This is a genomic window from Cupriavidus sp. MPR-AND1C (genome assembly GCF_058809705.1).
The window spans coordinates 45,831-66,954 of record NZ_JBXASU010000016.1 but is presented as its reverse complement, the minus strand read 5'-3'; the positions used below and the strand labels follow the sequence as shown (position 1 = coordinate 66,954).

Genomic DNA, 21,124 nt, shown 5'->3' with positions numbered 1-21,124 from the left:
CGCTGTTGGAGCATTGCCTTGAGTCACGTCCTTACGCTGGGCGACACCCTTTCCTGGCCCGCGCGCTACCTGCCACGCAAGATCGCGCTGGTCGCCGGCGTGGGGCCAAGCCGCCGCACCTGGACCTATGCCGAGCTGGATGCGCAGGTGAATCGCCACGCTCATGCGCTGCTGTCGATCGGCGTAGGCCATGGCGATGTGGTTGCGGCCTTCCTCTACAACACGCCAGCCTTCGTCTTCAGCATGCTGGCTGCGGCCCGCGTGGGCGCGATCTTCAATCCGATCAACTACCGGCTGGCCGCCCAGGAACTGTCCTTCATCCTGGAGGATGGCAAGGCCAGCGCCCTGCTGTTCGAGCAGGAAGGCTGCGCCGTGGTGGAAAAAGCCGCCGAGCTGGCCCCGGGCACAACACGCTGGATCTATGCGGACCCCGAACCGGCACCGGCCTTTGCCACGCACCACCTGGCCACGCTGGCCGCGGGGCAGCCGCATGACGCGCCAGGCATCGCCGTGGACGAAAACGATCCCTGCATCCTGATGTACACCAGCGGCACCACCGGCCGCCCCAAGGGCGTGCTGCACACGCATCGCAGCAAGCTCGCGCACAACGCGATGATGCATCAGGCCATGACGCTCTCGCGTGAGGACGTGGGCTTGTCGATTGCGCCGCTGAACCACACGGCGGAGCTGCACACCAGCTTCCTGCCGCGCCTGCAGCTGGGCGCCACGCAGGTGCTGCAGCGGCGCTTCGATGCCGGCGAGGCCTGGCAACTGGTCGAAGCCGAGAACGTCACGCACTTCTTCGCCGCGCCGACCATGGTCGGCATGATGCTCAACCACCCGGACGCCCACACGCGCGATGTGTCGTCGCTGCGGCTGGTGGAGTACGGCGGCGCATCGATGGCGCCGCACCTGATCCGCGAGTGGGACCGCGTGGTTGGCGCGGGCTTGGTGCAGGTGTATGGCACCACCGAGATGGGGCCCTGCATGTCCGTGCTGTATCCGCATGAGCAGCTCAGCCACGCCGGCTCGGCCGGCCTGCCCTCGCTCAATCACGACCTGGTGGTTGCGGTGCTGCGCGAGGACGACGCCCCGACCGATCCGGCCCGGCCTTGCGCACCCGGAGAAGTTGGCGAGATCCTGGTGCGCGGCCCGTGCATGATGGCCGGCTACCTGAACCGCCCGGACGCCAATGCGCGCGCTCTGGCCCATGGCTGGTACCACACCGGCGACCTCGGCAGCCTGGACGAGGACGGCTACCTGTGGGTACGCGATCGCATCGACTACATGATCAATTCGGGCGCCGAGAATGTGTATCCGCGGGAAGTCGAGGATGCGCTGATCGAACACGCCGCCGTGCTGGAAGTGGCGGTCATCGGCGAGGCGGATGCTACCTGGGGACAGGTTGTCGGCGCCTATGTGGTGCTCAAGCCCGGAGCGCAAGCTACCGCGGCACTGCTCGACGGCTTCCTGGTGCATGGTGACCGGCTGGCCGCCTACAAGCGGCCGCGCCGGTATCACTTCGTCGATGCGCTGCCAAAGACCACAAGCGGGAAAATCCAGAAACACTTGCTGCGGAGGACATAAAGCAGCCTGGCCATCGGAACGCATGAAAATCAATGGTTTATCGGCGTGTCCTGATGTCAGGCGTCAGGTATTCCGGTGTGGAAACATTGTGAAAATTTCCAATGAATTCAACTGGTTGCACCCCGCTGTCAAAGCTGGATCTAGCATTAAGATAGACCCGCCTTGTGGCACGGAGCGTCGCACGGTCGCACTACCTGGTGACGGTATCTGTACCGCAGTGCAGCTTGCATTCGTCGCGCCGTTGCCCTAGAAATAATTAAATATTTCCAAAAATATCGGCGGTAGTCATCGCCGCGTGGCCCCACCGGGGCTGCGGCCGCAAGCATGCCCCCATGCCAACGACCACGGAGTGCCGGCGACCCGCGACGGGCATCGCGATCGCAATCCGCAGGAGGGGGGATCATGTCCATCACGCGCAGAGAGTTCCTGAAGGCCACCGGCGGCGCGGCCGCCGGCATTGGTGTTTCTGGAAGCTTGCCCACCCCGGCGCAAGCTGCGCCGCCCCCAAGCGATCCGGGCCGGACGACGCTGCCTTTCGCCCCTAGGGTGGTTGCGCAGATCGGACAGCTGCGGGTCAATACGCCGGTCAGTTTCCTCTACCCGGACGCGTCGTCGCCCTGCGTCGCCATCAAGATGGGGATGCCAGTGCCAGGCGGGGTTGGCCCCGACCGCGACGTGGTGGCCTACAGCACGCTCTGTACGCACATGGGCTGCCCGGTTGCCTACGACGCTGGCGCCCGCACCTTCAAGTGCCCCTGCCATTTCAGCATCTTCGACCCCGAGAAAAGCGGGCAGATGGTGTCGGGACAGGCAACCGAAAACCTGCCCATGGTCCAGTTGCAGTACAACGCCAGCGATGGCACGGTGAAAGCCGTCGGTGTCGAGGGGCTGATCTACGGGCGTCAAGCCAACCTGCTGTGAAGGGGGCGTACTGCCATGGCAACCAACAAGGACCGGGTGGCCCTGCCACCCGTGAATGCGCAGCGGACCAACCTGACCTGCCATTTCTGCATCGTCGGGTGCGGCTATCACGTCTACAAATGGCCGGAGAACATCGAGGGCGGCCGAGCGCCCGGCCAGAACGCGCTCGGGCTGGACTTTCGCAAGCAACTGCCTGCGCTGGCGGTGGTGATGACGCCGAACATGCAGAACACCGTCACCGACCGGGACGGCCAGCGCCACAACATCCTCATCGTGCCCGACAAGCAATGCAGCGTGAACCAAGGCTTGTCGTCAACGCGAGGCGGTCAGTTGGCCAAGGTGATGTACAACCCGGACGGCGTGGCCAGGGCCCGCTTGCGCAGCCCGCGCGTCTATATGGCCGACCAATGGGTCGATACCAGCTGGGATGACGCGCTGGCCCTTTACGCCAGCGTAACCAAGCGGATCCTGGATCGCGACGGGCCCGCAGCGCTGGCGTTCGATTGCTTTGACCACGGTGGCGCGGGCGGCGGCTTCGAGAACACCTGGGGCACCGGCAAGCTGATGTTCACGGCGCTCAAGACGCCTCTGGTCCGGATCCACAATCGGCCGGCCTACAACTCCGAATGCCATGCCACCCGCGAAATGGGCATCGGCGAACTCAACAACAGCTATGAGGATGCCGAACTCGCCGATGTGATCATGGCAATCGGCTGCAACTCCTACGAGACCCAGACCAACTACTTCCTGGCGCACTGGCTGCCGAATCTGCAGGGCCAGACCATGGACAAGCGCAAGGCGCGCTTCCCGGGCGAAAGCATCGCCGCGGCCAAGGTGATTTTTGTGGACCCGCGCCGCACCACCACGATCGCGGTGGCGGAGCAGGCGGCCGGCAAGGACAACGTGCTGCACCTCGATATCGAGCCCGGCACCGACATTGCCCTGTTCGATGGGTTGCTGACCCATGTGGTCGACCAGGGCTGGCACGATCAGGAATTCATCGCGGGCTATACCAAGGGATTCGATGCGGCGCTGCGCGCGAACCGGTTGTCGCTGGAAGACACCAGCCGCATTACCGGCATCCCGGTCGACAAGCTCAGGCGCGCGGCCGAGTGGGCCTACAAGCCAAAGGCGTCCGGCCACCGGCCGCATACGATGCATGCCTACGAGAAGGGCATCATCTGGGGCAACGACAACTACCTCATCCAGTCCGCGCTGGTGGACCTGGTCCTGGCCACGCACAACGTCGGCCGGCGCGGCACGGGCGTGGTGCGCATGGGCGGGCACCAGGAGGGTTATGCCAGGCCACCCTATCCTGGCAGCACGAAGATTTATGTGGACCAGGAGATCATCCACGGCAAGGGGCTGATGTACACGGCGTGGGGCGCCAATCCGTTCCAGACCACACTCAATGCGCAGGAGCACCGCGCCGTGATCCTGCGGCGCACCGCGGTTGTGCGAGAGGCGATGGCACGCCAGCGCGGGGCCACCGTGCCGCAGATGGCGGATGCGATCTACGACGCCGTGAAGAGCAAGGGCGGGCTGTTCCTGACCAACATCAACCTGTATCCCACCAGCCTGGCTGACGCCGCCCACCTGATGCTGCCGGCCGCGCATCCGGGCGAGATGCACCTGACGTCGATGAACGGCGAGCGCCGGATGCGCTTGTCGGACAAGTTCATGGATCCACCGGGCACCGCGCGCCCGGACTGCCTGATCGCCGCCGGTATCGCCAATACGCTCAAGCGCTTGTACGAGGCCGAGGGCAAGGGCGAGATGGCCGCGCGCTTTGGCGGCTTCGACTGGCGGACCGAAGAGGATGCCTTCAATGACGGCTTCCGTCAGGCGGGCCAGCCCGGCGCCGTCCCGATCGATAGCCAGGGCGGCAAGACCGGCAACCTGGTCACATACGAGCGCCTGCGTGCGATGGGCAACAATGGCGTGCAGCTGCCTGCGAAGGCGTACCGCAACGGCCAGTTGGCCGGGACCGAAATGCTCTACATGGACGGCAAGTTCGATACGCCCGATGGCAAGGCCGAGTTCAAGCCGGCGACCTGGCCCGGGCTGCCGAAGCCTGTCGCCGAGCAGAAGGCCAAGTATCACTTCTGGATCAACAACGGCCGGGTCAACGAAGTGTGGCAGACGATGTACCACGACCAGTTCAACGAATTCGTGCGTGCGCGGGTGCCCATGGCCTATCTCGAGATCCATCCAGCGGACGCGCAAGCGCTGGGCGTGGCCTCCGGCGATGTGGTCGAAGTCTATAACGACTACGGTTCCACCTATGCCCTTGCCTACCTGGAGCCAGACATCAAACGCAACCAGACCTTCATGCAGTTTGGTCATTTCAACGGGGTCATGGGCAACGTGACCACGCCGTGGACCGACCGCAATGTGGTGCCGTACTACAAGGGCACCTGGGCGGACCTGCGCCGCGTTGGCAGCATGCAGGACTTCAAGGACACCGTCAGCTTCAAGCGGCGACGGTTTGACCGCGCCTAGCGCGAACCCGGTTGGCGGCGCGAATGTTAAACGGCGACGCTCAGCAGCCACCCGGCGGCTCCGCTGCAAATGACAACCAGCCACGGCGGGAGCTTCCAGAACATGAGCGCCACAAACGCGATCACCGCGAGTCCGAAGTCTGCGGGCCCGTGCACGGCGCTGGTCCAGACGGGATGATAGAGCGCGGCCAGCAATAACCCGACCACACCCGCGTTCACGCCGGCAAGCGCCGCCTGCGTGCGCACGTTGCGGCGCAGCTGCTCCCAGAACGGCAACGTGCCGGCTACCAATAGAAACGACGGGACAAAAATAGCCACCAGGCACACCAGCGCACCGATCCATCCGCTCGGCGCAACCGTCATGGACGCGCCGAGAAACGCTGCAAACGTGAATAGCGGCCCCGGCACCGCCTGCGCTGCGCCGTAGCCCGCCAGGAAGGTGTCATTCGTTACCCAGCCGCTGGGCACCACCGCGGCTTGCAAGAGCGGCAGCACCACGTGCCCCCCGCCAAAGACCAGCGATCCCGCACGATAGAATGCACCCGCTACAGCCAGAGTCTGATTGGGCCACGCCTGCACGGCCAGGGGCAGGCCCGCCAGCAGGATGAAAAAGGCGCCCAGCAGCAAGCCCCCGACACGCCGGCTGATTGAGATCGGAAGCGGATCGTGGGTTACATCGCGGGCTGGCTTGAACATCGCCAGGCCCACCACGGCGGACGCAGCGATCACGCCGACCTGTCCCCACGCATTCGGCCAAAGCAGCGCGATGCAGGCGGAGAACGCCGCAATGGTGATACGGGTAGTGTCCGTGCAGAGACTGCGGGCCATGCCCCAGACGGCCTGCGCGACCACGGCCACGGCCACCACCTTCAGGCCATGCAACGCACCGGCCGGTATCACATCGCCCCACGTCGAAATGCTCAGAGCGAACAGCACCAGGGCCACTGCGGACGGCAACGTGAACCCGACCCAGGCCGCCACCGCGCCCATGAAGCCGGCGCGCGACAAGCCTATCGCCATGCCAACCTGGCTGCTGGCGGGACCGGGCAAAAACTGGCAGAGGGCAACCAGATCCGCATAGCTGCGCTCGCTCAGCCAGCGTCGACGCGTGACGAATTCCTCTCGGAAGTAGCCTAGGTGGGCAATCGGCCCCCCAAAGGAAGTCAGGCCCAGCCGGAGGAAAGCGAGAAGCACCGCCCAGGCATTGGCAATGGCATCCCTATCCCTCTTGACCTCATTCTCGGTGGCTAGCATCCATTCAACTCCACTTCGGTTGGCAAACAATCGATTTTCGCTATCGAAGATCGATAACCCTCCCATGCTAACGATCTTGGATGACAGGCGTCAAACCATCGCGCCGGCGCGCACAGAATCCACACACGGTCGGCTTGGCACGCGCCTCGCCCGCATTCGCCGCCCTTGTTTTTGTCCAACATTTCCAATACTATGGAAATATGGAAGAAAACGATGCAATCCGCTCTCTCGCCGCCCTGGCCCATGGCCTGCGGCTACAGGTTTTCCGCTTGCTGGTGGTGGCCGGGCCATCCGGGTTGACGCCCGGCGCGATGACCGAACAGATCGGGGTGCCCGGTGCGACGTTGTCCTTCCACCTGAAGGAATTGATGAATGCCAGTCTGATCACGCAAGAGCGTGAAGGCCGGCATCTGATCTATCGCGCAGCGTTTGAGCACATGAACGACCTGCTTGGCTTCCTGACAGCCAACTGCTGCCAAGGGGAGGCCTGTTTCGACAATACCGCCGCCACCGTTTGTGCGTGTTAAAGGGGAAATCCAATGAAGCGCTTTCACGTCCACCTCAACGTCCAGGACCTCGGCAAGAGCATTGCCTTCTACTCGAAGCTGTTCGCGGCCGCGCCCACGCGGGTCGAGAGCGACTACGCGAAGTGGATGCTAGAGGATCCGCGAGTGAACTTCGCCATCTCCACCCGTGGCGGTGAGTCTGGCGTGGATCACCTGGGATTCCAGACCGACAACGCGGAGGAACTGGTGGCGCTGAAAGACCGTGCGGAAGCTGCCGATATGGCGCTGCTTGATGAAGGGCAGACGACCTGCTGCTACGCACGTAGCGAGAAGCACTGGGTTACGGATCCGCAAGGCATCGCGTGGGAGCATTTCCACACGCTCGGGAATGTGCCGGTGTTCGGTGAAAGCCGGCCCGCGGAGTCCGCGAACGCAGACTCGGCATGTTGCGCGCCGCGCGCCCCGCAGGGCAAGCCGATCGGCATCGCCGTGAAATCCAACGCATCGTGCTGCTGAAGGCTCATCATGAGCGACAGGGTCACCGGAGAAATGTGCCCGGTATGGCCCGGTCAACCGATGACGGCGCACTGAAATGTGCCGGACCCGGCCACATGCGAAGGGACCGAGGCGCAGAAGCGGTAGGCGATCAACGATGCCGCCATCACGCTGAAACGCCGCATCGAATTGTTCCTGTCCCTACCTATCCTCAAGCTCGATGCCGTTGCCCTTCAAAAGGCAGTGCGCGATATCGGGCAAAGCTGACCATCACCGGGCGGTTCCCATGACGACCAACGTTCTGATTCTTTGCACCCACAATTCGGCTCGCAGCGTGTTGAGCGAGGGCATGCTCAACCATCTGGCAAAACAGCTTGATAGGGATGTCCGGGCCTATAGCGCCGGCAGCGCGCCAAGCGGTCGCATCAACCCGTTTGCGCTCGAAGCGCTGAGCCAGGCCGGCGTCGATGTGGAGGGCTATCGCAGCAAGAGCTGGGACGAGTTCGTCGGCGACGATGCACCCAAGATGGATATTGTGATCACCGTCTGCGATAGCGCCGCGGCCGAGGCGTGCCCATACTGGCCGGGCAGCCCGGTCAAGATGCACTGGGGGTATGCCGACCCCTCGCACGCGCAGGGCGGTGACGACGCAAAGCACCTTGCGTTCGAGCTGACGCGGCAGGCGATCGGCTACCGCATGCTGCAACTGCTCATGCTGCCGCTTGAGGCAATGAGCAATGCGCAACTGCAGGAAGCCTTGACCAAGATAGCGCGGAGCTAACCGCCATGATCGGTCTGCCACGCCAGATTGCAGGGGAAGTGATCGGTACCGCGCTACTGCTTGCCGTGGTGATCGGTTCGGGCATCATGGCCGAGCGCCTGGCCGGCGGCAATGTTGCCGTTGCCCTGCTGGCCAACACGCTAGCTACGGTAGGCGGCCTGTACGTGCTCATCGAGGTATTCGGCCCGATCAGCGGCGCGCATTTCAATCCGGCCGTGAGCATGGTGATGGCGGTGAAGGGCGAACTGCCTCGATACGCCCTGGCCCCCTACATCGTCGCGCAGTTGGCCGGTGCGGTGCTGGGTGCCTGGCTGGCACACGCGATGTTCGATGTGAGCATCCTGCAGCTATCGGCCAAGATGCGCAGCGGGCCAGGCCAATGGATCGCGGAAGCCGTGGCGACGGCCGGCCTGATACTGGTCATCCTCCGCGCCCCTGACGGACGCGCCCCGGCAATGGTGGCAAGCTACATCGGTGCGGCTTACTGGTTTACCGCCTCCACCTCCTTCGCTAATCCCGCTGCTGCCTTCGGGCGGATGTTCAGCAATAGCTTCGCCGGTATTGCGCCGGCAAGCGTGCCGGGATTCGTGCTCGCCGAGCTGCTCGGCGCCTGTATCGGGCTGCTGCTGCATACCGCATTGCTGCCACGCGTGCAGGAACAGGGTCACCCAAACGTGATCGAGGCGTCAGGCCAACAGGAAGACTCGCCCGCAACGGGTGGGCACATCTGAGGAATGCCGTCGTTGCGTGGCACCTGCCGGTCAGATCCATCGGAGCGCGCTCGAAGGTCCGCGCTCTTCGGCCCGCAATTCAATCTGACTTGGCTGTGGCCTTTGTTCGTGCTGGGCGCTTGGGCTGGCACGCAAAGGAGGGAACGTCGCAGCCCTTCGGATCCCCTTCACAGCAGTGTTCCATCAGGAAGCCTAGCAGCTCGTTCATCTGCTGGTACCGGGCCTGGTAGATGACGTTCCGGCCTTCCTGCCTGCTCGCGACCAGGCCGGCATTGGCCAATTCCTTGAGATGAAAGGACAGGGTTGCCGGGGGCAGGCCCAACGCCTCGCCAATCCGCCCGGCATGCACGCCGGCTGGGCCAGTTTGGACCAGCAGGCGGAAGATCGCCAGGCGAGATTGTTGCGCGAGCGCGGCCAGGGCCTTTACGGCGGAAGCACTGTTCATTGCTTGTTGCATTCAGAGCGACGATTCCACGTATTCTCCTTCAGTTTTCGGATGGACGGTTACTACCTCGATCTTCCTGCAAGGCGACGAGGTTAAACGGGCGCGCCCGATGGATCAGGCCTTTGCTACCCGGTGACCAGTTTCTGGCCGGGGTCCCGAGCGCTCAGCGTGCAATATTGTCCGTTTTCTGAAGCGCCTGCGCCTCCCATTACACCTTGAACCTCGGTGGCCGGGCGGGCCGGATCGGGCGACTCTTTCGTATCAGCGGGCGTGCTGCCCGCGCGATATCCGCGTCCGGCTCCCCTCGGTTTTCCAATTGCTGCCGGTACTCGGCCAGCAAGCCATCCTGCTGCCGGACCCGCTCATCCAGCACAGCCACGGCATTCCCCACCTTTGCCAGTTCCTCGGCTTGCCGCCCCGCGGCTTGTGCCGCGTCCGCCAGCTTTTGCTGGGCCGCCTTGCGCTCGTTGTCCATCTGGCGCTGCCCTTCGCGCAGCGCCACCCGCGCGCCGTCCAGTTCCAGCGCCATGCGCCGCTCATTGGCGCCAAAGCGATCCGCCATGGTTTCGCGCTCCTTGTCCCAAGCGGCGCGCTGGCTAGCGGTATCGCGCAGCAACGCGTCCTTCTCTTCCTGCGCGCGTCCCAGCGCGGCGCGCACGGCGTCGTTCTCGGCCTGCTGCGCCACCAGTTGCGCCTCGGCACGGGCAGCGCGTTCGCTGGCTTCATCCCGGGCGCGCGCCAGTTCGGCCAGGGCGTTGTCGGCAGCGTCCAGCTTCGCCATCAGGATGGCGCGTTCCTGCGCCAGCGCGGCCTGCTCCGCCTCGACCGCTGCCCTTGCCAGCGCCAGTTCCGATTCCCTGGCGGCATAGCTCGCCGACACGGTGGCCCGGGCCTCGGCTTGCGCCGCATCCCACAAATAGCGTGCAGCCTGGTTCACCGGCTCGGGCAGGCTCGCTGGCGCCGCAAATGCCTGCGGGTCCTGCAAACGCGCGCCCAGCCCGGCAAACCAGGCGTCCAGGTGCGGGCTGACGGTGTTTGGCGAGCCGCGCCCAAGATGCAGCCGGATCCGTTCGATAGTCGGGCGCTGGCCGGCCAGCAGCAAGGCATCGGCGGCTTGCCAGACATCTTGCTGGGTGATGGAGCGGGAGCGCGTGGCGGGCAGATTGGCGTTTTGCATGGTCCGGGCAGGTTTTTTGGCGGCGTTGGATCTCGCCTCCAAGATAAGGCACGATAATGAATAGTTATCGCGCCTTATCTGATACTGGTGTATAATTTAATACAGCATACATCATATTTATTATGATTTCTCAAGAACCACCCCTATTCCTCGGTGACAAGGCCGAAAACCTGCCAAATCGCCCCGATTCCCTCAGCCTGAAGCCCGTTCATGCCGATTTTCCCGCGCCGCTCCGCCCGTCCGAACTCGACCCGCTGGGCCGCCAGGCCGCCGAAGCGCTGTACCGCGAGGGCGAATCCGCCAACACGGTGGCCAGCTATCGCTCCGCCTTACGGTATTGGGCTGGTTGGTTCGCGCTGCGCTACGGCCAGCCGATCGCCCTTCCCTTGCAGCCGGCGGTCATCATCCAGTTCGTCGTAGACCACGCCACGCGGACCACGCCCCAGGGCCCGGTCAGCGAATTGCCGCCGGCCATCGACGCGGCACTGGTCGCCCGTGGCCTCAAGGCGCGTACAGGCCCGCCGGCGTTAGCCACGCTGATGCACCGGCTGGCCGTTATTGCCAAGGCGCATCGGCTGGAAAACCTGGATAACCCCTGTGCCGACCCGGCCGTGCGTGAACTGGTGGCGCGCACGCGCCGGGCCTACGCCAAGCGCGGCGAGCGCCCGGCGCGCAAGGCGGCGCTGACGCGTGAGCCGTTATCCCGGCTGCTGGAAACCTGTGACGATTCGCTGATCGGCCTGCGCGACCGTGCGCTGCTGCTGTTCGCCTGGTCCAGCGGTGGCCGGCGGCGCTCCGAGGTGGCGGGGGCCACCCTGGCTAACCTGCGGCGCCTCGCGCCGGGCGAGTTTGTCTATCAACTGGGCTGGTCCAAGACCAACCAGGCCGGGGCCGACCTGCCGGACAACGCCAAGCCGGTGATCGGCGCGGCGGGCACGGCGCTGGAGGCCTGGCTGAAAGCAGCGGGGATTGGCGATGGCGCGATCTTCCGGCGCGTACGCCGTGGCGGGCATGTGGGCCAAGCGCTGTCCGACGCCGCCGTGCGCAAGATCGTCAGGCAGCGTTGCGAGGCGGCCGGGCTGGAGGGAGATTTCTCGGCGCATTCGCTGCGCTCGGGTTTCGTGACCGAGGCAGCGTCGCGCCAGGTGCCGATGGCCGAGGCCATGGCCATGACGGGGCACACCAGCGTAGCGACACTGGTGCGGTATTTCCGGGCGGCGGATGCGCGGCGCTCGGTGGCGGCTGACCTGATCGGCGTGCCGGACGAGGATGCCGAGCCGCCCCCGCCCGGGGTGTCTCAATCATTGACAGCGCGCTAAACGAAAGTCCGTGGGTGACGCCTTGAACGAGGCAATTCCTCGCGGAATCGTGATGGCGCGCGTCGTCTGATATTTGTGAGGAAGCGATCGCCTGTCACGAAGCCCACGTAACCGTAGCAGCATGATGGTCGCACCCCGGCGTCGCGGAAGTGCCCGTGTCGGACATGGCTCGGAAAGCAATCGGACAAGAAAAAAGACCGCCTGCCCCAAGGTCAAGAGAACCACGGAGGTAGACAAGGGCAGGCGGGTACAGAAATTTGCCACTGCTTACGCAGCGTCCAGCATCGAAAGCATCGGATTCAGGTCAAGCCGTTACTTGGCGAATCGCGGCCGGTCGGTCGCATGTCGAAGCCAGCACCGAACGTGTCGAGCACCTTGCGCTTTGCCATGTCCACATGTGGATCGGGCGCGCCAGTTCGCGTGCCGTCGCTGAACGGATCGAAGGGCCCCAACTTCGCCGCACTGCCTTTGGCGTCCAGCTTGACATGGAGCACAACGTCCACCCAAGGGCGTGCCTTTGCGCCCTTGCTTCCAGCGAGCGCTACGGTGGTGAAGCTCGAAGCCGCCAGCACCGCGACGGTAAGCCCACTAAAAATGACCGATTTGGTAATCATTTTCTCTCCTTGGTGTAAACACCATCTGACTAAAACGCCGAGAATTCTTGCAGGGCATCTCAAAACGTCACTCAAAACGTGTGACGGATTCCAAGCCCCACCCCGACCATGGACGTTTCGCCTGCACCGAGAGCGTAGCTATTCCCCGTCCCCAGACTGTTGGCGTAATTTATGGCGGCATTGTCAAGATTGAGCCCCGCGTTCTTTGCGAAAGAAGTTGCGACGTAGGCGCTCGTACGTTTTGAAAATGAATAGTTCGCGATTACCGTTACTTGCCATGGATTGCCCAATTTTGATTCGCTCACTATGCGATGGATCTTGTCGTACGCATACTCAAAAGTGAGATCCACATTTCCGGTCATCTTGTAGTTTGCACCGATCCAATAGAAATCGTCTCGCAGGATTTCATTACCGGCTCCATCATTATTCTTTCCCCAACGGTATCCTGCCATGAGCTTTGCGGGCCCCGCAGCATAGCTTCCTGCAATCGCGAGTTTTTTGAAACCTCCCGTCCCGTTCACCATGCTGGGGTTGAATTCATCAAAAGCCAGCGCGGCGCCAAGACCGCCGGCAAAGTAATTCACGCCAACGCCATATGCCGAATCTCGGCGGAACTGCCCCGGAACCTCCCCAGTTCCTGTGAGCGGGCTTGTACTAGCTGCGGTGGCGGGTAACGCAAGACCTGTCCCAAACGACCAATGGGCGCCGACAACGAAGGGGCCAAAGACACCGCTATACTTCGCCGTGTTGTCTTCTCGATAGGCCGCGCCAAGAAGCAGTACCGTTGGGGAGTACTGCGTCGCGTAGATCGTTGGTGAAAAATTCGCAATGGAATCGAACAGCGATGTGTATTGGCGGCCGAATGTGAATTTCCCGAGTGAGCTGCTTTGCAATCCAACAAACGCCTGGCGTCCAAAAAGTCGGCCTTGCATCTGATTACCATTATCCATACTCACGCCGCTTTCCAGGACAAAAACGGACTGCAGGCCGCCACCAATATCCTCTGTGCCGCGAATCCCCCAGCGCGATCCGGACAGACCACCAGAATCCATGCGATAGACGCTTTTTCCGGCTCCGCTATTGAACCCATTGCTGGCCAATGGCACCGTCCCGACGTGACTTGCGTATTCCACGCTCATGTCGGCAACGCCATACAGAACGACGCTCGACTGAGCCCAGGTCGTGCCAGAAAAAAGGCTCAAAGCACCCAGAATAATTGGATTTACTTTCATTATTTGTCTCCCCACCATGATTTATACGGCCTCTCGCACAGCAGCCCGCATTGGGCGGAGGCCACGCACCCAATGTCCCGTCTCGTCTAGAAGACGCTTTAATGCAAGTGGTCTAAAATCAAGGGCAATGCGGCGAGCGCATGCCCTTGCTGGTCGGCATTACTCCGGCACCAGTTGTCCGGCTGGCTGCGCTTGCTCATGCCGATCCTGCTGGGCGTTGGCCGCATTGCCGGGCCGGATCTTGAACCAGATGGAGTACATGGCCGGCAGGAATACCAGGGTCAAAATCGTCCCGGCAAATGTCCCGCCGATGAGCGTGTAAGCGAGTGCCCCCCAGAACACCGAATGGGTCAGCGGAATAAAGGCCAGGATGGCGGCCAACGCAGTCAGAATCACCGGCCGCGCACGCTGGACGGTGGCTTCCACGACGGCCCTGAACGGGTCCAACCCTTCCTCTTTGTTGTGCTGAATCTGCCCGATCAGGATCAGCGTGTTGCGCATCAAGATGCCCGACAGCGCAATCAGGCCGACCAGCGCGTTGATGCCAAACGGCTGCCCGAACAGAATCAGCATCGGCACCACGCCGATCAGGCCGAGGGGGCTGGTCAGGAACACCATGACCATCGCCGCGATGGACCGCACCTGGAAGATGAGAATCAGCAGGGTAACCGCCAGCATGATCGGGAACAGCGGCAGCATGGCCTTCGTCGCCTTGCCCGATTCCTCGATCGACCCCGCTTGTTCAATGCGGTATCCGCTGGGCAGTTTCTCGATGATCGGCGCAAGCTGCTTGCTGATGGCTGTCGACACGTCGGGCGGTTGCAGTCCATCGGCAATATCGCCCCGGACCGTAATGGTCGGCATGCGATCGCGCCGGCGGATGATGGGCTCCTCCATGCGCACATCGATCTTGCCCACCTGCGAGAGCGGGATGCGCTGCCCGTTGGCGCCAGCCAGCGTGAAGTCGCCAATCCTGGCCGGATCCAGCCGGATGTCGCCGGCCGAGCGCGCGGTCACCTGCACGGTGCGGATGTCCTCGCGCACGGCCGTCACCGGAATGCCGTTAAGCAGGAATTGCAGTTGTTGCGCGACCGCGCTGGAGGTCAGCCCCACGGCCTGCAAGCGGTCCTGCTCCAAGGTGAAGTGCAGCGTGGGCACGCGCATCCCCCAGTCGGTGTTGACCGTGCGCATCATCGGGCTCGCGTCCATGACTTGCCGGACATCGGCCGCGATGCGGCGCAACGTCTGCGCATCCGGGCCGGTCACGCGGTAGGCTACCGGGAACGGCGAATACGGACCGAACACGAGCTGGGTGACCCGTACGCGCGCCTCCGGGGCAAGACCGTCGGCAACGGCCTGGCGCAGGCGCTGCTTCAACGCGTCGCGCTCTTCCTGGCTATCGGTGCGCACTACGATCTTGGCGAACGACGGATCTGGCAGTTCCGGCCCCATCGCGAAATAGAAGCGCGGCGCACCCTGGCCAACATAAGCCGTCACGATCCTGGCTTCCTTCTGTTTGGCCAGCCACGCTTCGAGCTTCGCCGTGGCGGCGCTGGTCTGGTTGATCGACGTGCCATAGGGCATCTGCACTTCGACCAGCACTTCGGGTCGATCCGAGATCGGAAAGAACTGTTTCTTGACCACCGCCATGCCAAGGATGGCCAAGACGAAGAGCCCGACGACCGAACCCGCGACCAGCCATTTGCGCGCAATCACATACCCGAGCAGCGCACGGAAGCGGTTGTAGCGCGGGGTGTCGTAAATCGCATCGTGGCCGCCTTCGACCTTTTTGAAGTCGGGCAGCATCTTCACGCCCAGGTAAGGCGTGAACACCACCGCGACCACCCAGGACGCAATCAACGCAATGCCCACGATCCAGAACATATTGCTGGTGTATTCACCCGCGGAAGAACGGGCAAAGCCGTTGGGCATGAAGCCGACGGCGGTCACCAGCGTGCCCGACAGCATGGGCGCGGCGGTGTGGCTCCACGCATAGGCCGAAGCGGCCACGCGGCTATAGCCCTCTTCCATCTTCACCACCATCATTTCGATGGCGATGATCGCGTCGTCCACCAGCAGGCCTAGCGCCAGAATCAAAGAGCCGAGGGTGATGCGATCGAAGTTCTTGCCTGTCGCGACCATCACCACGAACACCACCGCCAGGGTCAACGGCACGGCCGCGGCCACCACCAGGCCCGCGCGCCAGCCCATGCTGACGAAGCTCACCAGCATGACCACCACAAGCGCAGCGAAGAACTTGAGCATGAACTCATCGACGGCAGCGCTGATGTTGACCGCCTGGTCCGTTACCTTGGTCAGGCTCATGCCGAGCGGCATATCAGCGTTGATGGCGCCGACCTCCTTGTCCAGCGCCTTGCCAAGGTCCAGCCCGTTCCAGCCTTCGCGCATGACGATGCCCAGCAGCAAGGCGGGCTGCCCACCGTTGCGCACCATGAACGTGGCCGGATCTTCATAGCCGCGCTTGACCGTAGCAATGTCCGACAGCTTCAACGTGCGGCCCTGAGAGACAACCGGCGTATCGCGAATCTTCTGCAGTTGGTCGAACGCGCCGTCCAGACGGATGAAGACCTGCGGCCCTTTCGTTTCTACCGAGCCGGCAGCCGTCAGAGCATTCTGGCCGTTGAGCGCCGCAAACACGTCTTGCGGACTCACTCCCAGCGTCGCCAGCCGGTCATGTGAAAACTCGACGTAGATGCGCTCCGGCTGCTCGCCGATGATGTTGACTTTCTTCACGCCAGGCACGTGCAGCAACCGCTGGCGCAGTGTCTCCGCGTCGCGCACGAGCACGCGTTGCGGCTCGCCCTGCGCCTTGAGTGCAAACAGCGCAAAGGTCACATCCGCATATTCGTCGTTGACCATCGGCCCGATCACGCCGGGCGGAAGGTTAGCCACCTCGTCGCTGACTTTCTTGCGCGCCTGGTAGAACTCCTCCTGGACTTCGGATGGCGGCGTGCTGTCAAGCAGGGACAACGTGGTGAACGCCAGGCCCGGCCGAGTGTACGTTTCCGTGCGGTCATACCAGCGCAGTTCCTGCATGCGCTTCTCGATCTTCTCGGCCACCTGGTCCTGCATTTCCTGTGCGGTCGCGCCGGGCCACGCGGTGATGATGGTCATCACCTTGACCGTAAACGCCGGGTCTTCCGCACGGCCCAGCTTGAAGAAGGAAACGAGCCCAGCCACAGAGATCAGGCCGATCAGGAACAGGGTGATGGCGCGCTCGCGCACCGCGAGCGCCGATAGGTTGAATCGACCTTGGCTCACAGGCGCACCCCCGCGACGGTCGTACTGGCGCCTTGACCCGCCACGCGGACTTGCTGTCCCTCTCGCAGCAGTTGTGCACCAAGCGCGACGATCCGGTCCCCTTGCTTGACTTGGCCGGCAACCCGAGCCCCTTCGTCACCGAGGCGCACGATGCTGACGGATCGCCACGACACCTTGGCCGGATCCCCCTGGATAACCCACACGCCGGGGCCCTTGCCTGCATCGAACACGGCGCCCAGCGGTACCTGCAGATCGCCTTGCGCAGTGGCAAGCCGATCAGGAATCTGGATCGTCACCGTGGCGCCCAGCGGTGCATTGGCCAGTTCGCCATCCAGCACGTAGCGCGCTTCGAAGGTGCGGGTAAGCCGATCCGCAGCATCTGACAATTGCCGCAGCCTGGCAGGCACGCCCGCGCTTTCCCCACCGAAAAGCATTGCCTGTGCGACAGACCCAACTGCCGGCCGCAGCGTTTCAGGCAACTGGACTACCGCTTCGCGGCGGCCAGCGTGGGCCAGGCGCACAACGGCCTGCCCCGCATTGACGACCTGGCCGGGCTCGGCCAGCGTTTCCATGACCACGCCATCGCCATCGGCAACGAGCTCTGCGTAGCGGCTGGCGTTACGCGCGACGTCTGCCTGCGCTTGCGCCGCGCTTAACTGGGCTTTGGCCGCGTCCGCCGCCGCCTTGGCCTGGTCATAGGCCGAGGCGGAAATTGCCCCCGTTCCGCGCAGATCGCGGTAGCGGGCTTCGTCTTCCGCCGTCTGTTGCGCGCGTGCCCGTGCGGCGTTCACGGCTTCTTGCTGTGCATGCGCCGCGAGATTCAGGTCGACAGGGTCGATGCGCATGAGCGGCTGCCCGCGCTTGACGGTTTGCCCCGCATCCACAAGCCGCTCCAGTACCTTGCCGGGCACGCGGAACCCGAGCTCGCTCTGCACCCGGGCAGCGACCACCCCCGTGAAGGAACGCGATGCGGAAGCAACTGGCTGGACGAACGCGGCACGCACCAAGGGCGCCTCGGTGCGCGGATCGGCAGGGGCCTTTTCGCCACAAGCGCTCAACGCGAGCGGCAGCGCACAAATAACGGTAGAGGTAACAAAGCGACGCCAAAACATGACAGCCCCATCGACGAGATGATCTAGGCTTTCATTCTGGTTCTTGTGACCGTTTTAGTCAATGGTCACAACAAAAAATCTGCACGTCAGGGTGAAAGACTTCGGAGCACCAGGCTGGAGAGCAGCGCCGGAGCGCCTTCCGTGTAGTCAAAGCTGTGCTGCAAAAGCAACGGATTGAGGTACGGCCGCATGACCAGGTAGATGGCCATCGTGGCTTCGTCCAGCGGCGTCTTGCGCTCAAAGTCTCCGGTCTCCCGGCCTTCCTGCAGCACATCGCGCAGCAGCTTCTGGATGCGCTCTTCGTAGGCGAGCACCGCTTGCCAGCGTTCAGTCGCCGCCGAAGCCGCAATCTCGTACAGCTTGCGGTCCTGGAAAAACAGCCGCAGGCTGGCTTCCGTCGAGGCTTTGAACATGCGCCGCAGCTTCTCCGGCGGTGAATCGGCCTGCGCCAAGGCGGCGCTAACGTCGGCCTCGATCTCGCGCAGGCAGTTGGCGCAGATCATCTCGCCAATGGCCTGCTTGGACTCGAAGAACTTGTAGATATAGGCCTTGGAAAAACCGATGGCCTTGGCCAGGTCGGAAACGGCGGTCTTCTCATAGCCATAGCGGCTGAAGTGCTCGGTAGCGGCGGCAACGATCTGGTCCCGCACGTCATGGTCCGCCGGGCCGCGGGCGGGAACGGGGTAAGGGGTGGTCTTCATGGGCTCCAGCTTACGCGAGTTGCGATAGTTGAACAACGCGTGACCATTTTGTACTATAGTCACTAAAAATTCCGATGGAAGACCGCCATGTTGCCAAAACACGCCCTTGCGGCCCTCTTCGTTGCCAGTGTGGCAACGGGCTGTGCCGTCGGCCCCGACTACGTGAAGCCCGATGCGCCGGTTCCGGAACGATTCCTGGGCCAGACCGCCGTTGAACAGCGCGCAGCCAATGCCCCAGCGGATCTGTCCGCATGGTGGGCTGGCTTTGGCGATCCGCAACTCACGCGGTTCGTGCAACTCGCGTTGGAACAGAACCTGGACCTCGCACAGGCATTCGCCCGCGTTACCCAGGCGCGCGCAGGCCTTGGCGCCGCCAATGCTGCGTTACTGCCCTCCGGCAATGGCACAGGCCAGGCCGCCCGCGCATACCAGTCGGTCGAAACGCCCTTGGGCAGAGTCTTGAATTCGAGGCCCGGCTTTGACCGCTACGGCAACGCTTTCGAGGCCGATGTCAACGCGAGCTGGGAGTTGGACGTATTCGGCGGTCTTCGCCGTGGCCGCGAGGCAGCACTGGCCGACTACCAGGCCTCCCAGGCGGGCGCAGTCGCCACGCGGCTGGCCGTGGCTGCTCAGACCGCTGACATCTACATCGCCGTGCGTGGCTTGCAGACGCGCCTGAAGGTGGCCCGTCACCAGGTGCAGACGCAAGAGGAATTACTCTCCACCGTCAACCTGCTCTACGGCAAAGGGCTGGCGGCTGAGCTCCAAGTCCGGCAGGCCGAAGGCGCACTCGCTCAGGTTCGCGCGTCCATCCCACAGCTTGAGGCGGGCCTCGACGCGGCGATGAACGCGCTGGACGTGATGCTCGGCTCGCTGCCGGGTACGCGCCGGACCGAACTGGCGCAAGGCGCAGACATCCCGGCCGCTCCGCAGATTGCGATCAGCGGATCGCCTGGCGAATTGCTGAGGCGCCGCCCCGACCTCATCGTCGCCGAGCGTCGCCTTGCGGCCTCCAACGCGCGCATCGGTGTCGCCATTGCGGAGTACTACCCGAAGTTCTCCCTCAGCGGACTGCTCGGCAGCGCCACATCGGTAGGCGCCGGAAGCCTGTTCGGCAGCGGTGCCAGTCAGTTTGCGGGCGTGCTCGGTCTGCGCTGGCGCCTGTTCGACTTCGGCCGTATCAACGCGCAAATCGATCAAGCCAAGGGGCAAGAGGCCGAGATGCTCGCCGCATACCGGCTCGCCGTGCTGCGCGCCACGCAAGACGTGGAAGACGCCTTCTCTGCCCTGGTGAAGCGCGAGGAACAAACGGCCATGCTCACGCAAGGCGTGGATTCACTCGGCCGCGCCCGAAACGCTTCGTTTGCCGCCTACCAGAAAGGCGTCGTCAGCCTGATCGAAGTCCTGCAAGCCGATGAAAGCCTGTTGCGAGCGTCAGACGCGCGCGCCCAGGCGCAAACGGAATCTGCGCGCGCTGCCGTCGCGGCATTCAAAGCGCTGGGCGGCGGCTGGCAGCCGGACGAATCGACCGCCGTTGCAAGCAAATAGTCACCCCGTGAATGAGGCGGCACATCCAGCGCGGCGCATCGCAACAACCGATTTACCGCAGCACCAACCCACTCACACAGAAAGAAACTGCCATGTCGAATTCCAAAGTTGTCGTCATCACAGGCGTGTCTTCGGGCATTGGCCGCGCAACCGCCGCAAGGTTTGCCCTGCGGGGCTGCCGGGTATTCGGCACCGTGCGTCACCTCGCAAAAGCGCAGCCGATGCCGGGCGTTGAACTGGTCGAGATGGATATCCGCGATGAAGCCTCGGTTCAGCAGGGGATCCAGGCCATTCTCGCGAAGGCCAAGCGCGTCGATGTGCTTGTCAACAATGCCGGCGTGGGGCTGCTCGGCGCGACCGAAGAAACATCGATTGCCGAAGCGCAGGCGCTGTTCGACACCAACGTGTTTGGCATCCTGCGCACCACGCGAGCCGTATTGCCGCACATGCGTGCGCAACGTTCGGGAAGAATCATCAACATCAGCTCGGTGCTCGGCTTTCTGCCGGCGCCGTACATGGGGCTCTATTCGGCGTCCAAGCACGCCGTGGAGGGGATGTCAGAAACGCTGGACCATGAGGTGCGCAAATTCGGCGTCCGTGTGGTGCTTGTCGAACCTTCATTCACCAAGACCAGCCTGGATACCAATGCCCCCCACGCGGCTTCCAAGGTATCTGCCTACGACAACGAGCGCAGCGTCGTTTCGCAAGCGATTCAGAAAAGTGTCCAAAAGGCAGCGGAACCCGACGGCGTCGCGAGCACGGTCGTCGATGCCGCCCTGGGTGCGTGGAAGATGCGCCGCACCCCCAAAGGCGAAGCCTCCCTTCTGAGCAAGCTGCGCCGTTTCATGCCGGCAGGGCCGGTCGATGCGAGTCTGCGCAAGACGTTCGGACTCTCCTGAAGCGCGTTGCCAGAAACAG

18 protein-coding genes and 1 pseudogene are annotated in these 21,124 nt (G+C 63.5%); 11 read left to right on the top strand and 8 right to left on the bottom strand.

Annotated elements, in window-relative coordinates:
- Positions 1-18 precede the first annotated feature (18 nt).
- The 3 genes from AC1RWI_RS11930 to AC1RWI_RS11920 all read left to right on the top strand — a co-directional run bounded on the left by AC1RWI_RS11930 (position 19) and on the right by AC1RWI_RS11920 (position 5,010).
- A complete protein-coding gene (locus AC1RWI_RS11930) occupies positions 19-1,587 on the top strand; it encodes a fatty acid--CoA ligase (protein ID WP_492866581.1) in 1,569 nt (522 codons plus the stop codon).
- A 402-nt stretch (positions 1,588-1,989) separates the two neighbouring features.
- Positions 1,990-2,508 (top strand): arsenate reductase (azurin) small subunit, encoded by a 519-nt coding sequence (locus AC1RWI_RS11925; protein ID WP_043355169.1) that lies wholly within the window; start codon positions 1,990-1,992, stop codon positions 2,506-2,508.
- Positions 2,509-2,523: 15 nt separating this feature from the next.
- Entirely contained in the window at positions 2,524-5,010 is a 2,487-nt protein-coding gene (locus tag AC1RWI_RS11920; protein ID WP_492866579.1) for an arsenate reductase (azurin) large subunit, read from the top strand.
- Between the two features lie 26 nt (positions 5,011-5,036).
- Here AC1RWI_RS11920 and chrA read toward each other — a convergent pair whose 3' ends face one another.
- Positions 5,037-6,263, bottom strand: coding sequence for a chromate efflux transporter (gene chrA / locus AC1RWI_RS11915; protein ID WP_492866577.1), 1,227 nt, complete (start codon positions 6,261-6,263; stop codon positions 5,037-5,039).
- A 200-nt stretch (positions 6,264-6,463) separates the two neighbouring features.
- On the opposite strand from chrA, the gene AC1RWI_RS11910 reads away from it, so the two are divergent.
- From AC1RWI_RS11910 to AC1RWI_RS11890, 5 genes and pseudogenes are all read left to right on the top strand, one after another.
- The gene (locus AC1RWI_RS11910) at positions 6,464-6,790 is read left to right on the top strand and encodes an ArsR/SmtB family transcription factor (protein WP_492866633.1); all 327 of its coding nucleotides are present in this window, start codon (positions 6,464-6,466) and stop codon (positions 6,788-6,790) included.
- A gap of 12 nt (positions 6,791-6,802) precedes the next feature.
- Positions 6,803-7,285, top strand: coding sequence for an ArsI/CadI family heavy metal resistance metalloenzyme (locus AC1RWI_RS11905; RefSeq protein WP_043355163.1), 483 nt, complete (start codon positions 6,803-6,805; stop codon positions 7,283-7,285).
- Positions 7,286-7,300: 15 nt separating this feature from the next.
- Positions 7,301-7,531: pseudogene (locus tag AC1RWI_RS11900) on the top strand (low molecular weight phosphatase family protein); the annotation flags it as partial.
- Between the two features lie 19 nt (positions 7,532-7,550).
- Positions 7,551-8,045, top strand: coding sequence for an arsenate reductase ArsC (locus tag AC1RWI_RS11895; protein WP_043355161.1), 495 nt, complete (start codon positions 7,551-7,553; stop codon positions 8,043-8,045).
- A 5-nt stretch (positions 8,046-8,050) separates the two neighbouring features.
- A complete protein-coding gene (locus AC1RWI_RS11890) occupies positions 8,051-8,776 on the top strand; it encodes an aquaporin (RefSeq protein ID WP_043355159.1) in 726 nt (241 codons plus the stop codon).
- A gap of 79 nt (positions 8,777-8,855) precedes the next feature.
- On the opposite strand, the gene AC1RWI_RS11885 is transcribed toward AC1RWI_RS11890, so the two are convergent.
- Both AC1RWI_RS11885 and AC1RWI_RS11880 read right to left on the bottom strand, forming a co-directional pair.
- Positions 8,856-9,221, bottom strand: a complete 366-nt coding sequence (locus tag AC1RWI_RS11885) for an ArsR/SmtB family transcription factor (protein ID WP_043355157.1) — start codon at positions 9,219-9,221, stop codon at positions 8,856-8,858.
- A gap of 208 nt (positions 9,222-9,429) precedes the next feature.
- Entirely contained in the window at positions 9,430-10,398 is a 969-nt protein-coding gene (locus tag AC1RWI_RS11880) for a DNA-binding protein (protein WP_492866574.1), read from the bottom strand.
- 122 nt (positions 10,399-10,520) lie between these two features.
- Here AC1RWI_RS11880 and AC1RWI_RS11875 point away from each other — a divergent pair, with 122 nt between their 5' ends.
- Positions 10,521-11,717, top strand: coding sequence for a site-specific integrase (locus tag AC1RWI_RS11875; RefSeq protein WP_236702228.1), 1,197 nt, complete (start codon positions 10,521-10,523; stop codon positions 11,715-11,717).
- Positions 11,718-12,016: 299 nt separating this feature from the next.
- Here the strand turns inward: AC1RWI_RS11875 and AC1RWI_RS11870 are convergent, their stop codons facing one another.
- From AC1RWI_RS11870 to AC1RWI_RS11850, 5 genes are all read right to left on the bottom strand, one after another.
- Entirely contained in the window at positions 12,017-12,331 is a 315-nt protein-coding gene (locus AC1RWI_RS11870) for a hypothetical protein (RefSeq protein WP_492866572.1), read from the bottom strand.
- A 71-nt stretch (positions 12,332-12,402) separates the two neighbouring features.
- The gene (locus AC1RWI_RS11865; RefSeq protein WP_492866571.1) at positions 12,403-13,563 is read right to left on the bottom strand and encodes a porin; all 1,161 of its coding nucleotides are present in this window, start codon (positions 13,561-13,563) and stop codon (positions 12,403-12,405) included.
- Between the two features lie 159 nt (positions 13,564-13,722).
- Positions 13,723-16,845 (bottom strand): efflux RND transporter permease subunit, encoded by a 3,123-nt coding sequence (locus AC1RWI_RS11860; protein ID WP_043355149.1) that lies wholly within the window; start codon positions 16,843-16,845, stop codon positions 13,723-13,725.
- Positions 16,842-17,957, bottom strand: a complete 1,116-nt coding sequence (locus tag AC1RWI_RS11855) for an efflux RND transporter periplasmic adaptor subunit (RefSeq protein WP_043355146.1) — start codon at positions 17,955-17,957, stop codon at positions 16,842-16,844. Before AC1RWI_RS11855 ends, AC1RWI_RS11860 begins: the two co-directional genes overlap by 4 nt.
- Before the next feature lie 86 nt (positions 17,958-18,043).
- Positions 18,044-18,658 carry a TetR/AcrR family transcriptional regulator gene (locus tag AC1RWI_RS11850; protein ID WP_043358169.1) on the bottom strand — a complete coding sequence of 205 codons (615 nt, stop codon included), beginning with the start codon at positions 18,656-18,658 and terminating at the stop codon, positions 18,044-18,046.
- A gap of 87 nt (positions 18,659-18,745) precedes the next feature.
- On the opposite strand from AC1RWI_RS11850, the gene AC1RWI_RS11845 reads away from it, so the two are divergent.
- On the top strand, positions 18,746-20,206 hold the full coding sequence (locus AC1RWI_RS11845) for an efflux transporter outer membrane subunit (protein ID WP_492866568.1): 1,461 nt from the start codon (positions 18,746-18,748) through the stop codon (positions 20,204-20,206).
- A 92-nt stretch (positions 20,207-20,298) separates the two neighbouring features.
- Positions 20,299-21,105: an oxidoreductase gene (locus tag AC1RWI_RS11840; RefSeq protein ID WP_043358168.1), complete on the top strand. Its 807-nt coding sequence runs from the start codon at positions 20,299-20,301 to the stop codon at positions 21,103-21,105.
- The last annotated feature ends 19 nt before the right edge of the window (positions 21,106-21,124 follow it).